10 protein-coding genes are annotated in these 14206 nt (G+C 65.4%); all 10 read right to left on the minus strand.

Features of this window, described 5'->3' with window-relative positions; genetic code table 11:
• Positions 1–331: 331 nt before the first annotated feature.
• Positions 332–2857, minus strand: a complete 2526-nt coding sequence (locus tag KW825_RS10200) for an RND family transporter (protein WP_256353820.1) — start codon at positions 2855–2857, stop codon at positions 332–334.
• 28 nt (positions 2858–2885) lie between these two features.
• Positions 2886–3953, minus strand: a complete 1068-nt coding sequence (locus KW825_RS10205) for a YCF48-related protein (RefSeq protein WP_218329124.1) — start codon at positions 3951–3953, stop codon at positions 2886–2888.
• Between the two features lie 97 nt (positions 3954–4050).
• Positions 4051–5391, minus strand: a complete 1341-nt coding sequence (locus KW825_RS10210; RefSeq protein WP_256353821.1) for a DUF1329 domain-containing protein — start codon at positions 5389–5391, stop codon at positions 4051–4053.
• Between the two features lie 52 nt (positions 5392–5443).
• Entirely contained in the window at positions 5444–7348 is a 1905-nt protein-coding gene (locus KW825_RS10215; RefSeq protein ID WP_042652475.1) for a DUF1302 domain-containing protein, read from the minus strand.
• Between the two features lie 464 nt (positions 7349–7812).
• Entirely contained in the window at positions 7813–8442 is a 630-nt protein-coding gene (locus KW825_RS10220) for a CoA transferase subunit B (RefSeq protein ID WP_218329125.1), read from the minus strand.
• Positions 8443–8546: 104 nt separating this feature from the next.
• Positions 8547–9242 carry a CoA transferase subunit A gene (locus tag KW825_RS10225; RefSeq protein WP_042652477.1) on the minus strand — a complete coding sequence of 232 codons (696 nt, stop codon included), beginning with the start codon at positions 9240–9242 and terminating at the stop codon, positions 8547–8549.
• 174 nt (positions 9243–9416) lie between these two features.
• Positions 9417–10436 carry a YeiH family protein gene (locus KW825_RS10230; RefSeq protein ID WP_256353822.1) on the minus strand — a complete coding sequence of 340 codons (1020 nt, stop codon included), beginning with the start codon at positions 10434–10436 and terminating at the stop codon, positions 9417–9419.
• Positions 10424–11413: a DsbA family protein gene (locus KW825_RS10235; protein ID WP_218329126.1), complete on the minus strand. Its 990-nt coding sequence runs from the start codon at positions 11411–11413 to the stop codon at positions 10424–10426. The genes KW825_RS10230 and KW825_RS10235 overlap by 13 nt, the downstream gene beginning before the upstream one ends.
• Before the next feature lie 189 nt (positions 11414–11602).
• Entirely contained in the window at positions 11603–12937 is a 1335-nt protein-coding gene (locus KW825_RS10240; protein WP_218329127.1) for an MFS transporter, read from the minus strand.
• Positions 12938–13127: 190 nt separating this feature from the next.
• Positions 13128–14180, minus strand: coding sequence for a 3-keto-5-aminohexanoate cleavage protein (locus KW825_RS10245; RefSeq protein WP_218290865.1), 1053 nt, complete (start codon positions 14178–14180; stop codon positions 13128–13130).
• Between the last annotated feature and the right edge of the window lie 26 nt (positions 14181–14206).

Below are 14206 nucleotides of genomic sequence, written 5' to 3' on the forward strand. Positions count from 1 at the left end.
TCCCGATGCCATGAGATAACAAAACAGAGAGGGGAGGCAGATGCCTCCCCTCTCTGTTACTGCTTCTCCTCGCTTACTATTGCCTCCCCCTCTCTGGTTGCCTCTCCCTTTGTCAGACCTGCCGACAACCCCTCACTGATATCGACAGGCAGCTAACTCACGCAGCCTTGGTTACGTCTGATGAGGAGGGTTCGACGTGGGTGGCAAAGCGGTGCGCCCTGAGGGTCGCGGCATGCCGACCGACAGACGTAAGAGAGGGAGGCATCATGCCTCCCTCTTCTTCTATTGCTTTTTGGGTTCTCAGCCTGGCGTGCTCGTCCGCCCTCTCCTCTTAACCGACGTCGACACTGGCGGCCATCTGGTTAGGCGTTACCTTGGCGGCGTCTGGCGAAGAGGGCTCCTCCTTTGCCTGGGGGGACGCAGCCGCCAGCCCCTTGGGGCCGGACAGCAGGAAGTAGGACAGCGCCGGGATCCCGATCAGCGCCCCCAGCATGTTCCACAGGAACATGAAGGTGAGCAGTATGCCCATGTCGGCCTGGAACTTGATGGGGGACCAGGCCCAACCCACCACGCCGGCCGCCAGGGTGATGCCGACCAGGCCGACCACCCGGCCGGTAAAGGCCACGGCGTGGCGATACGCCTCGGTCAGTGACATGCCCTGGCGCTGGTAGTGCAGTTGCACGCTCAGCAGATAGAGCGCGTAGTCCACCCCGATGCCGACCCCGAGCGCAATCACCGGCAGGGTCGCCACCTTGACGCCTATGCCCATGGCCACCATCAGCGCCTCGCACAGCACCGAGGTGAGCATCAGCGGCACCAGGGCCACCAGGGTCGCCCGCCAGCTGCGGAAGGTGATGAGGCAGAACAGGGTCACCGCCAGATAGACGTAGAGCAGCATGGTGCGGTTGGCGTCGTGCACCACCATGTTGGTGGCGGCCTCGATGCCGGCGCTGCCCGCGGCGAGCAGGAACTGGCGATCCGCCGTGCTGTTCTCGCGGGCGAACTTGTCGGCGATGGCCACCACCGCATTGAGCGTCTCGGCCTTGTGATCCTTGAGGTAGGCGATCACCGGCATCACGGAGCAGTCGGTGTTGAACAGCTCGGGGGCGTTGACCGAGGCCTGCTGGGCGGCATAGTTCAGCACGTTCTGGTTGCGCTGGATGCTGGCGAGCTTGGGGTTGCCCTCGTAGGTGCCGGCGGTGATCTGGCGTACCGCATTGACCAGCGACGAGGTGGCCTGTACCCCCGGGTACTGCTGCAGATCCCAGGCCAGGCGGTCGGCCAGGATCAGGGTCTTGTAGTCCAGGCAGCCTTCCGGCGCCGTCTTGATCATCACCGCGAACAGATCGCTGGAGAGCGCGTAGTGACGGGTGATGTAACCGTTGTCCAGGTTGTAGCGCGAGTCGGCCCGCAGCTCGGGCGCCCCGCTGTCGAGATCGCCGATCTTCAGCTGCTGGCTGACCAGGAAGCCCCCAATCCCCATCGCCAGACCCGCCAGCACTATGCCGGTGGCCCAGTTGCGGGTGGTGAAGCGATCGAGCAGGTCCCACAGCTTGCCGAAGCCCCGGTGCGCCTCGGCGCGGTTATCGATCCGCAGCGCCCGCTCGGCCGCCTTGCGACCGACCCCGACGAAGGAGAGCGCCACCGGCATCAGCAGCAGGGAGGTGAAGATGAGCACCGCCACCCCTATGCTGGCGGTGATGGCGAGATCCTGGATCACCGGGATGTCGATCAGCATCAGCACCGCGAAGCCGACCGCGTCGGCGAGCAGCGCCGTGACCCCGGCAAGGAACAGCCGGCGGAAGGTGTAGCGGGCGGCGATCAGGCGATGGGTGCCGCGGGCTATGTCCTGCATGATGCCGTTCATCTTCTGCGCCGCGTGGGAGACGCCGATGGCAAAGATCAGGAAGGGCACCAGCACCGAATAGGGGTCTATGGCGTAGCCGAGCCAGGCGACTATGCCCAGCTGCCACACCACGGCGATGAGGGAGCAGCCCACCACGAGCAAGGTGCTGCGCACGCAGCGGGTATAGAGGAAGATGATGCCGAGCGACGTCAGCACCGCCAGGCCGAAGAACATGATCACCTGAATGAGGCCGTCGATCAGGTCCCCCACCAGCTTGGCGAAGCCGATCACCCGGATCTTGTACTTGCCCTGCCCCTCCTCGCCCGCCTGATGGGGCGCCCCGGCGAACTCGATCTTGTCGCGCAGCTGCTCGATGCGCTGGGAGAACTGGTGGTAGTTGAGCGGCTTGCCGGTGGCCGAGGCCTTGTCCAGCAGCGGCACTATCAGCATGGTCGACTTGAAGTCGTTGGCCACCAGGCTGCCGACGATGCCGGCCCGGTTGATGTTCTGGCGCAGTTGATCGATGTCGGCGGGGGTGCCCTTGTAGGAGTCGGGCATGACGGGGCCGCCCTGGAAGCCCTCCTCCGTCACCTCGGTCCAGCGCACCGCCGGGCTCCACAGGGACTTCATCCAGGCGCGGTCCACGCCGTCGCCGAGGAACAGCTCGTCGTTGACCTGCTTGAGCACGGCCAGGTAGTCGGGATCGAAGATGTCACCCTGGCTGTTCTCCACCACCACCCGCACCGAGTTGCCAAGGCCCCGCAGCGAGTTGCGGTTCTCCAGGAAGTTTTTGATGTAGGGCTGGCTCTGGGGGATCATCTTCTCGAAGCTGGGGGACAGGGTCAGCCGGGTCATCGCCATGTAGCCGAACACCAGGGTGGCCAGCGTCATGAAGAGCATGAATAGCGGCCTGTGGTTGAACACCATCCGCTCCAGCAGATTGCCGCTGCGCTTGTCAAACTCCGCCAGGTCGCGGATCACCGGCATGGTCTCTTGCTTCACATTGCTCATGTCTGCGTTCTCGCTCTCGTTATTCTCGTTATTCGGCGGCCAGGGTGCGCACACCACGGCTGCCGACCAGCGCCAGCGTCCCGCTCGCGGTCAGCGCCGCGCCGGCCACCGGTGACGGCTCGGCCTGGGGCAGTCGCTGCAGAGGGCCGTTGCCATCCTGCACCCGCAGCATCTGGCCGGCCTGGGTGAACAGGCGATAGTGGCCATCGCTGCCTTGCACCGCCGCGCTGATGCTGATGGGCAGGCCACTGTCGAGCTGGGCCCAGTTGTTGCCCCCGTCGGTGCTGCGGAACACATGACCGCGCAGGCCATAGACGATCAGCTCGCCGGCCCTGCCGATCACGCCAAAGTAGCTGCCTTCATAGGGGGTGGGAACGTCGAGGAAGCGCTGCCGGGTCTCGTCCCACTTGCGCAGCAGGCCCTGCTCACCGACCAGATAGAGTCCGTCGCCGGTGGAATTGATGGCATTGAGGTGAAACCCCTGCGGGTTGTCGGTGCGATCCTGCAGCGGCGTCCAGCTCTGGCCGCCATCCTCGGTGCGCAGGATCAGGTTGAAGACGCCGACCACGTAGCCGAGCCGGTCGTTGGCGAACCAGACGTCGAGCAGCGGCTTGTCGGCCCCCTCCTCCACCAGCCGCTGGCCCTCTTCGGTCAGGGCGGCCCACTGCTCGTTGTCCGGCTCGGCCTTGGCCAGGGCCGAGTAATGGCGCAAGACCAGCTCACCTATCTGGCGGCCGTCCAGCTGTTTTTGCCAGCTGGCGCCGGCATCCTGGCTGTGCAGCACCAACCCATCGCCGCCCACCGCCCAGCCCTGTTCGGGGGTCGGGAAATAGACCGCATTGAGATCGGCGCTCACCGGCACAGTCGCTTGCTGCCACTGCTTGCCGGCATCGTCGGAGTAGAGAATATGGCCGCGCTGCCCCACCGCCACCAGCCGCTGGCCGGCCGTAGCCAGGTCTAGCAAGGGGCTGCGCTGGGCCAGCGCGCTCGGTTTGGCTGGCAAGTCCAGCACGTCAACATAGTCGGACGCCTGCGCCGCGCTCGGTGTCAGCAGGGCGCAGAACAACCACGGTGCCAACTTCTTGAATGAACCCATACCACGTCCTTTTGTCAGGGTGCGCCGGGGGACTCTGCCCCCCGGCGCCAACATCAAGAGGTCCGGCCCCTTCCCGGGAGCCGGACCTCTGTGACGACTAGCGGATCCCGGCCCCGGCCAGGGATTCGGGCGACCACTTGGCCTTCGACAGGGAGGCGCCATACTTGATGCCGCCGTAGGGACCCACCACACCGTTGATGTTGTAAGAGCCCGCCACCAGGTCATAGATCATGAACGGCGTGGCATCCGGGGTCTGCTTGTCGTAGCTCTGGCTCAGGAAGGCGAAGGAGCCGCGATAGAGCTGACCACGGGCGTCGTACTGGTCGGAGGCCAGCGCCATCCAGCTGTCCTCGTCGATGTAGAAGCGACGCTTGGCATAGATGTGGCGCTCACCGGCCTTCAGCGAACCTTCCACCACCCAGACCCGGTGTTTCTCCCAGCGCACGAAGTCCGGCGACAGGGTGTTGGGGGTGGTCAGCGCCCTGGCATCGGGCTCATAGGTCAGCTTGTAGGTGTTGTAGGGCACGATCATCTCTTGCTTGCCCACCAGCTTCCAGTCGAAGCGATCCAGCGCGCCGTTGAAGACGAAGACGTCGTCATAGGTGCCGGCGCCCGAGGTGCCCGGGTTCGGGGTGTCATAGGCCAGGTTCGGCGCCAGCTTGACCCGGCGCTGCCCCGGCAGGTACTGCCAGGCTTTGCGCGGTTGCTCCAGGGGGTTGGCGGCATCGCGCAGCATGATGGCCTCACCGGCACGGCGGGCGGGCCCGGTGTAGTACAGCTTCATCTGGTAGTAGGTGTCCCTGGCCGAGATGGGCTTGGCCATGTCCTCGTAGATGGCGTAGTTGATGAAGGCCTGACCTGTGGTGGAGAGCGCCGCCACACCGGACGAGTCGACGTTCCAGGAGTCGTACTTGGTGGCGATGTTCACCCCCTGATAGCGCAGCAGGAAGTTCCACATCACCTCGGCCCCCGACTGGGGGATCGGGAAGGGAATGCCCGGCAGCACGTTGTCCACCGCCAGCCCGCCTTCCAGGGTCTTGGCGCTGAGCGCGTTCTTCTTGGTGTTGTCCAGCACCGCCTGCGGCAGGGCCACGCTGCGGTGCGTCGGGTAGACATCGACCCTGAAGTCCGGGAAGCGGGTCAGCAGCTCGGCGGTGGTCGCGGTCAGCTGGCCCTTGTACTTGGCCAGGTTCTTGCCGTCGATCACCAGCAGCGGCTTGTCGCTGGCATAGGGATCGGGGCGCATGCTGTCGCCGGCCTTGAAGTTGGCGGGCGGGGTGGTCAGGCCCCCGGTGTAGGCCGGGATGCTGCCATCGCTGTTGGCCGCCACTTCGGCGCCGACCTGCGTCAGGCTGCTGCCCAGTTTGCCCGCCTCGGTGGCGGTGACGGCCGCCTCGGCCTGACCGATGAGGGCCAGGGTGAGGGATACGGCCAACATTGTCCGTTCACATTTCATCATGTTGTGCTCCTGCTCGGTGACTCACCGAGGATCAGTAAGAGGTCTTCAGGGTCAGGTAGATGGCGCCTCTGTCTTCCGTGGTGGCGCCGCCACCGGAGAAGGAGGAGTAGCCGCCTGCGTAGCAAGTGTTGCGTTGGGTCGCGTCCAGCGCATTCGGGGTAGAGCCATCGGTGCCGCCGTCGTTGCAGTCGGCCGACTTGCCGAAGGAGTCCACGTATTTCAGGTCGACGAAGTACTGGTTGTAGATGGTCGCGCCCAGCCCTACGGCGTAGTTGCCGGTGTCTTTCGCCCCGCCGGCCTGCACCGGGGAGATGCCCGCCAGGCCCCAGTTGACCGACAGCGGCATGCTCATGTCGACACCCGGGAGCACCTGATACCAGATAGGCGTGAAGTTGACCGCCAGCCCCCAGTTGTCCGTGGTCGGCTTGTCGATGCCGGTGTAGCTGTCCTCGCCCTTGTAGAGCGCCTTGTTGTGGTCGTTCAGATCCAGCAGGTTGCTGTAGTAGAGCTCGCCGAGCAGGGCGGCCGCATCGAACAGCGGGGTGTCGGCTATGGTCATCAGGCCGTTGAGGGTCCAGTGCAGGGTCTCGCCGGTGGCGCTGTAGCCATCGCTGTCATCGGTGATCACCCCGGTGCTGTCGTGGCGCGGAGGCAGGGCCCCCAGGCCGGCGGCCAGTCCACCCGGGCCCGAGGCACTGAGCAGCGCCGGGATGCTGGAGAGCGGCATGTTGTGGCGATAGTTCAGGTCGCTGCCGACGCTGACCCCGGCCACGTCCTTGGAGAGGCTGAGGCCGAAGATGTCGATGTCTTCGCCATAGGCCAGGGAGTAGCTGGTGGTCGAGATGGAGTTGCGCAGGTTGAGGATCGGGTTGGCGGTGGCGCCGCGGACACTCAGGCCACGGGCATCCAGCACCGCCTGGGGCAGGATGTCGGCGGTACGGCGGTAGAAGGCGCCCAGGGTGCCGTCCAGTGCCTCCGGTGACCACTTGGCCATGATGCCCCAGTCGCCGTGCTTGCCCGGCTCTATGTCTTCACCGCGGCGAATGTTGCTCAGGGTGCCGCTCGGCCCGGCCAGGCCAGGGCCCCCGGTGTGACCCAGCAGGAAGGACTGGGCGCCGAAGCCCACCAGATCCGAGCTGCCGTAATAGGTGCCCGCCTCCGGCAGACGCGCGGCATCCCACTCGAGGAAGTACTGGGCGGCGAAGGTCAACTCCGGGTTGAGGGTGAAGGAGGCCGAGATCTGGTTGCGCGGCACGAACAGCTCCTTGGCCTCGGTGCCCGGGGAGGCCGCCAGCTTGGCGAGATCCAGGCCGGACTGGCCATAGCTCATCGAGTGCACCGGGTTGAGCAGGGTCTCGCCCCAGTAGAGGTTGTGCTGGCCGACCTTGACGCTGACCAGGGATTCGTCGCCCACCTCGGAGCTGAAGAACACGAAGGCGTCGAGCAGCTCGCCGGAGGGACCGTGATAGTAGCGATCGGCGTAGTCGCTCAGGTGACGGTTGCCTGCCACCGGGGGCAGCCCGACGATGCCGGAGCTCGCGCTGTTGCCGTTGATGAAGGGGTTGTCATCGGCGCCGACGTCGTTGTAGGCGTAGTCATACCAGCTGGCGGCGCTGATGCGAAAACCCTTGTTGCCCTGATTGACCACGTCCAGCTCGGTCAGCAGGTCGAAGCGGGTGGCAACGGTGTCGCCGGAATCCTTGAAGTTGTAGTCGCCATCGTTGTTGTTCGGGGTGGCGAGCATGCGGTCGTCGGCACTCTCGGTACGCATGCCGTAGTTGAACTTACCGGTGTTGTCGAAGCGGACAGACCAATCCTCGCTGTCCGTGTCGATCTCGACGGCCTGGGCGGCTGGCATGAGGGCGGCCATGATGGTGGTGGCCAGCAGGCTGAGGCGAAGGGCGCCGCAGCCATGACTCGATTGCTTGTAATCCATTACAGTCTCTCCGAGTGTTGTCGTCGTTTTGTTATTTTTGTTGCCGTTTCCGTTGGCTTTTTTATGGCGCTGGCCGGGGCGTTTCGCCGGGTTTGGCAAGCTGGCCGTTGGCCGGTTGCCTCCCCTGGGTATCGCTTGTCCGAGTGCGCTCTGTGTTCTTAGTGCCGACTGTAAGGCCTCGCTCAGGGGGCGCGCTTGCCATTGAACGTCAGTCACTTTTCATTTGGTGACAGCGGCTGCATCCCGCGGCTGGCGTGGGATTCGCTCGTCGTCGACCGGCCCCATACAGCCCCTGTTCAGCTGAAAACAGTGATCTGGGCGACAGAAAAGGTGCGAAGGAAACCGGGGAGGAAAACCAGCGGGAAGCGACGGGTCGGTGCAGGATAGCCAAGGGAAAGAGGCGGGCATGGCGGGCAAAAAACAACGGGGAGTGCGCGAGCGCCCTCCCCGTGGATGGCTAACCGTCAGCGCAGTATGGTGCAGCCGGTGGCGGCTTGCAGCGCCTCGAACTCGATGCCGGGGGCCATCTCCACCAGGCGCAGGCCGGCGGGGGTGACATCCAGCACCGCCAGATCGCTGATGATGCGATCCACCACCCCGACCCCGGTCAGCGGCAGGTTGCACCACGGAAGTATCTTGTGCGCGCCGCCCTTGGCGCAGTGCTCCATCAGCACTACCACCCGCTTGACCCCCGCCACCAGATCCATGGCGCCGCCCATGCCCTTGACCATCTTGCCCGGGATCATCCAGTTCGCCAGATCGCCGCGCTCGGACACCTGCATGGCGCCCAATAAGGCCAGGTTGATGTGACCGCCGCGGATCATGGCGAAGCTCTCGGCGCTGTCGAAGAAGCTGCTGCCGGGCAAGGTGGTGATGGTCTGCTTGCCGGCGTTGATGAGATCCGGATCCAGCTCCTCCTCCCCCGGGAAGGGACCTATGCCGAGCAGGCCGTTCTCGCTCTGCAGCCAGACCTCCATGCCGCTCGGGATGTAGTTCGCGACCAGGGTCGGCAGGCCGATCCCCAGGTTGACGTAGAAGCCGTCTTGCAGCTCCAGGGCGGCGCGTTGCGCCATCTCTTCACGGGTCCAGGCCATGTGATAAATCCTTTCTCACTGTGCGCAGCTCGCTGCGCTGTTCAAAATGGGGGGAATCGAGTGCCCGTCGCGACACCTCAATACCGGCATGATCGCTCGCTCGGTCAGCTCCTCAGGGTGCGTACCTCGATGCGCTTCTCGGGATGGGGGTTGAGCACCAGCCGCTGCACGTAGATGCCGGGCAGGTGGATCTCGTCGGGGGCCAGCTCGCCCACCTCGACTATCTCCTCCACCTCGGCCACGCAGACGCGCCCCGCCTTGGCACAGAGCGGGTTGAAGTTGCGCGCCGTCTTGTTGAACATCAGGTTGCCCGCCTTGTCGGCCCTGGCGCCCTTGATCAGCGCCAGATCGGCGGTCAGGGCGCGCTCCATGACGAACCACTCACCGTCGAACTGGCGGGTCTCCTTGCCCTCGGCGATAAGCGTCCCGTAACCGGTGCGGGTGAAGAAGGCCGGGATGCCGGCGCCGCCGGCTCGCAGCTTCTCTGCCAGGGTGCCCTGGGGGGTGAACTCCAGCTCCAGCTCGCCCGCCAGGTACTGGCGCTCGAACTCCTTGTTGCCCCCGACGTAGGAGGAGATCATCTTCTTGATCTGGCGGCTGTAGAGCAGCGGCCCCAGCCCGAACTCATCCACCCCGCAGTTGTTGCTGATGATGGTGAAGTCGCGCTTGCCGCTCTCGCCCAGCGCCTCGATGAGCCGCTCGGGGATGCCGCACAGGCCGAAGCCACCCGATGCGATGGTGATGCCGTCCTGCACCAGACCGCTAAGAGCGGCCTGGGCGCTGGGATAAATCTTGTTCATAAATACCTCTCTGGCTAATCCGTTGGCCACGGGGGCGCTGTCGTGTTTACTGCATTTTCTTGATTTGAGGTGATGTCGCGAGCGTCCGATTACGCCGCTACGCGGCTAATCGAACCTACATAGGCAATTGAATTTTGCAGGTTCGAATAGGGTCGCGTAATCGGACGTTTGTTATCAAGGCTTCATGCCCCAGTGCATCAGCAGCAGGACCAGGGCGGCGAGGAAGGCGGTCTCCCCCACCATCAGCAGGATCGGCTTGATGCCCACCCTGGCCAGCTCCTTGAGCTGCGTCTTCATGCCGATGGCGCTGATGGCGATGACCAGGCACCAGCGCGACAGATCATTGGTCCCCCCCTGCACTACGGCGGGCACCCAGCCGGTGCTGTTGATGCAGGCCAGCACCAGGAAGCCGACGGCGAACAGGGGCAGCAGCGGCGGACGCTTGCCGGAGGCGGGATCCGCCCCCTGCATGCGGGTGATCATGGCGGCCACCACAATCACCGGCAGCAGCATGGCGACCCGCATCAGCTTGACCACGGTCGCCACGTCCCCGGTCTCGGTGGACATGCTGTAGCCAGCCCCCACCACCTGGGCAACGTCGTGGATGGTGGCGCCGAGGAAGACCCCGGACTCCACCGGCGTCAGCTCGAAGAAGCGGGCGATCATCGGGTAGAGGATCATCGCCAGGGTCGAGAGCACCGAGACCCCGATCACGGTGAACAGGGTGGCCCGCTCCTTCTGTGGATGGTTGGGCAGGGACGCGGCCAGGGCCAGGGCGGCGGAGGCGCCGCAGATGGCGGTGGCCCCCCCGGTCAGCATGCCGAACAGGCGCTGGAACCCCATCAGCTTGGCCGCCACCACCGAGAGTCCTATGGTGACCACCACCAGGGTGACCACCAGCAGCACCGGCATCCAGCCCAGCTCGGCTATCTGGCCGAGGGTGATGCGCATGCCGAGCAGGGCGACCCCGATGCGCAGCACGCTGCGCGCCGTGAACTCGATGCCCGCCTTGCAGGTCCCTTCGGCGGAGAGGAAGTTGAGCCCCATGCCGAGCAGCAGGGCAAACAGCAGCACGGGGGCGCCGTAGTGTTCGGACAGGAAGGTCGCGGCGGCCGCGACCGTGATGCTGACCGCCACGCCGGGCACCAGTTCGCGCACCCGCTGATAGCGATCTGTCATGGTCAGGGTGTGCATGGGATAGACTCCTGCGGTTCGATGACGATAAACAGGCTCTCACCCTCCTGCTCGACCGGATAACGGCCGACCCTGAGCTGATCCGAGTTGAGCAGATAGCCGGTGTGCAGGTTGAAGCGCAGGCCGTGGGCGCAGCACTGGATCACCGCTCCCTCCAGCCGGCCCCCGCACAGGGAGGCGCCCTGGTGGGGACAGCTGTCATCGATGGCGTGGAACTGGCCGTCGATGTTGAACAGCGCCAGGCTCTTGCCTTGCGCCTCGATCAGCGCCCGCTTGCCCGGCGCGGGCACCCGCTCGGCCGGCACGGCGATGCGCCGCCCGCAGGCCGGCGCTTGCCGCGCCAGCGCCTGGTGCAGCGCGGCCAGCAGTTGCTCGGCGGGCTGCGCCCCGGACAGGGTCAGGGCCTCGTCGATGACGAAGCTCGGCACCCCCTGGCTGGCCGCCCCGGCGACGTCGCACAGGAAGGGAGCCCCATCCCCCTGCAGGCTGCTCACCAGCGCGGCGGATGAGAAACCGGCCGCCTCGGCCAGGCCCAACAGGGTGGCGCCATCCCCCAGATCGGCGCCCCGCTGGAAGTGGGCCACAAAGAGTTGCTCCAGCAGCGCCTCCTGCTGCGCCGCCGTGCCCAGCTGGCTGGCACGCTGCCACAGCCGATGGGCGTCGGCCGTGTTCGGCATGCGGGGGATGTTGCCAAAGTCCAGGCTGAGCCCGACGCTGGCCGCGGCCTGCTGCACCTGGGCCTGGCGCAGCCGCACCGCCTGCGCAGAGCCGAGGCGATGCTGATAGAAGCTGTTGAAGTCATCCCCCTGCACCGGCAGATAGGGCAGCAACTGCACCCCGCGCCAGCTCACGGCGACTTGCACCTCGGGCCGCTCGACCCGCAGCCGGGCCAGGGCCTGCTCCAGCTGGCGCTTGCCGATGAGGCACCAGGGACAGATAAAATCGAAATAGACTGCAATGTTCAGGGTACGACTCATGCCCTTTCCTCCGGGTTCTCGGTCCCTGTCCGGCGGCCAGCCGCAGGACAGTTCAAATAAATCAAATCGAAATAGACCCCTGTGTTCGGGGCACTGCTCATGCCCTTTCCTCCGGGTGCTCTGTCCCTGTCCGGCGGCCTGCCGCAGGACAGGGAAAATCACCATGGTTCCCTGTTGTCAGGGTACGACTCAGGCTCTTGCCTCTGTGGTATGGGCGGCGCCGGTGACGGAGGTGCAGGCAACGGGTGGCTCGGAATCCCCTTCCAGCCTGGCGACATCCTTGTGATAGTGGCGCTTGCCGTAGAAGAAGACGGCCGCCGCCGCGATGCTGATGAGCGGCACCAGCTGGAAGGCGTTGTCCAGGCCGATATGGTCGGAGACGCGGCCGGTGATGAAGGGGCCGGGGGCCAGCCCGAGCAGGTTGTTGGCCAGGGTCAGGGTGGCGAAGGCGGTGCCGTGCACGCTGTAGTGGGTGAGGTTGGCCACCATGGCGCCCGCCGGGCCCGAGGTGCCGGTGGCGATGAACATGCCAAGGCAGATGAGGGCCAGCTGGGGCAACCCGAATGGCAGGGCGAAGGCCAGCGACAGCAGGGCGCAGCTCCCGAGGCAATAGCCGATGGCCAGGCTGATCTTGCGATCCGGTCGATCCCGGCACAGCTTGTCACTGAGCATGCCGCACAGGATCATGCCGGCGCCGCTGCACAGCACTATGATGGCAGCTACCACCCCCGCCCTGTCCGTGTCCATCCCGTAGAAACGGTTCAGGTAGCTCGGCATCCAGACGATCACGGTGCCGCCGACGAACAGCTGCAAGCCGCTGCCGACGTAGGCCGAGAGCACGGAGCGCGTGGAGTAGAGGGTGCGCAGCGGCTTGCCGTGCGCCTTGCCCGCCGCCCGGGCTCCCGCCGGGGCGATCCGCTTCTCCTTGACGATGAGTGGGTAGATGGCCGCCAGCAGCAGGCCGAACAGCGCCATGCCGGCGAAGGCCCAGCGCCAGCCCAGCAGATGGGCCAGCACGCCGCCGGTGGCCATGCCCAGCACCGAGCCGAACATGCCGCCCGAGATGAAGGCGCCGGACAGGGTGGCCCGCATCTCCCGCGGGAACACCGACACCACCACGGCGATGCCGACGCTGCCATAGGCGGCCTCCCCCACGCCCACCAGGAAGCGGGCGATGAACATCTGCTCGTAACTCTGGGCCAGGGCGCAGCCCAGGGTCGCCAGGCTCCACAGCATGGCCATGATGGCCAGGCTCTTCACCCGACCGAAACGGTCCGCCAGCAGGGAGAGCGGGAAGGTCAGCAGCCCGACCATCAGCGCCACTATGCCGCTGAGCAGGCCAAGCTGGGTATCGGAGAGGGTCCACTCCCCCTTGAGCATGGGGAAGACGGCGTTGAGCACCTGGCGCGACATGTAGTCGGAGATGAGCAGACCAAAGGTCAGCGCAAACACAATCCAGGCATAGCGACGCGGTACGGCAGCCTTGCCAGCGTCGACATCGTCATTGATATGATAGGTAGCCATACAGTCCCTCGTGCTACGACAAATTGGGTGGGGTACTCAAGTAGCGAGCCTGCGAGTCACCCACCGCCTTCCTTTGGTGATAGATGACTCAATTGCCCGCCCCCCCGCATGTTGCAAGGGCAAACGTCATTTGGCAAACAGAGTTATAGGGGTCGCAGCCTCTCTTTAGTCGAGCTGCGACCCATCTGGCTCAGACGCCCCGTGGCACGCCTTTCTCCCCGGCACGGCGATTGGGCGCCATGCCGTTGGCCTGCAGCGTCTCTTCGATGCTGTCGTACTGGACACCGATGCGATAGATGGCGCGGGCCTCCTTGCCGTTGGCCACCTCACGCCCCAGCTCGTGGGCGACCCGCACGCACTGGCGAATCTGCTCGACCGAACTCATGCGCTGACCGTGCTGGCCTATGATGGTGTCCTCGATGCCGCAGCGCGGGTGCAGCCCAATGGACATGGCCATCATGTTGAAGGGCAACACGTTCTTGAGCAGGGATTCGGCGGTCAGGGTGCAGCCATCCGGCGCGCGGTGGACGAAGTTCATGAAGTTGAACGGGTTCGGGCCGTCGAAGCCGCCGCCGATGCCGATCCAGGTCAGGTTGAGCGGCCCCATGTAGACGCCCCTGCGCACCAGCCGCTCCAGGGTCTCCATGGCGTGCATGCCGGTCAGCTGGAAGTGGGGCTGGATGCCGTTGGCCATCAGTCGCTTGAGGTGCTCGGCCACCCATGCCGGACCGGCCGGGACCGTCATCTCGCTGTAGGCCGCCTTCAGGGCCGGGTGCTCCAGGGAGGTGCCCGCCAGGTATTCCGGGTAGAGCAGCTCCATGATGTTCATCTGGGTGGTGTTGATGGCGACCGTGACCTGATCCGGCTTCGGCGTCAGCTCGGCCAGCATGTGGCGGGTGTCGTCCGACAGCCACTTGGCCGCCTCCCCCTCGCCTTCCGGCGCGAAGGAGATGGAGCCGCCGACCTGGATGATCATGTCAGGCACCGCCTTGCGCACCCCGGCGATCAGCTCGTTGAACTTGGACAGGCGCTTGGAGCCGGAGCCATCCAGCTCGCGCACATGCAGGTGCAGCACGGTAGCGCCCGCCTCGTAGCAGTCGACCGCCTTCTGGATTTGCTCCTCCATGGTCACCGGGATGTCTTCCGGGAAGTCACCAGGCGCCCACTCGGGACCGTACGGGGCCACGGTGATCACCACTTTTTCCATGTTTTCCGGGTGCAGGGAATCGTCAAAGAATTGCATCTGTTCTCTCCTTGAATGAAGACTGG

The organism is Aeromonas sp. sif2433 (genome assembly GCF_019218705.1).
Classification (GTDB): domain Bacteria; phylum Pseudomonadota; class Gammaproteobacteria; order Enterobacterales; family Aeromonadaceae; genus Aeromonas; species Aeromonas encheleia.

Coding starts and splice junctions, on each gene's coding strand:
- KW825_RS10245 (WP_218290865.1), bottom strand. CDS start 14,180: ATGCAATTCTTTGACGATTCCCTGCACCCGGAAAACATGGAAAAAGTG.
- KW825_RS10205 (WP_218329124.1), bottom strand. CDS start 3,953: ATGGGTTCATTCAAGAAGTTGGCACCGTGGTTGTTCTGCGCCCTGCTG.
- KW825_RS10210 (WP_256353821.1), bottom strand. CDS start 5,391: ATGTTGGCCGTATCCCTCACCCTGGCCCTCATCGGTCAGGCCGAGGCG.
- KW825_RS10220 (WP_218329125.1), bottom strand. CDS start 8,442: ATGGCCTGGACCCGTGAAGAGATGGCGCAACGCGCCGCCCTGGAGCTG.
- KW825_RS10235 (WP_218329126.1), bottom strand. CDS start 11,413: ATGAGTCGTACCCTGAACATTGCAGTCTATTTCGATTTTATCTGTCCC.
- KW825_RS10225 (WP_042652477.1), bottom strand. CDS start 9,242: ATGAACAAGATTTATCCCAGCGCCCAGGCCGCTCTTAGCGGTCTGGTG.
- KW825_RS10200 (WP_256353820.1), bottom strand. CDS start 2,857: ATGAGCAATGTGAAGCAAGAGACCATGCCGGTGATCCGCGACCTGGCG.
- KW825_RS10215 (WP_042652475.1), bottom strand. CDS start 7,348: ATGGATTACAAGCAATCGAGTCATGGCTGCGGCGCCCTTCGCCTCAGC.
- KW825_RS10240 (WP_218329127.1), bottom strand. CDS start 12,937: ATGGCTACCTATCATATCAATGACGATGTCGACGCTGGCAAGGCTGCC.
- KW825_RS10230 (WP_256353822.1), bottom strand. CDS start 10,436: ATGCACACCCTGACCATGACAGATCGCTATCAGCGGGTGCGCGAACTG.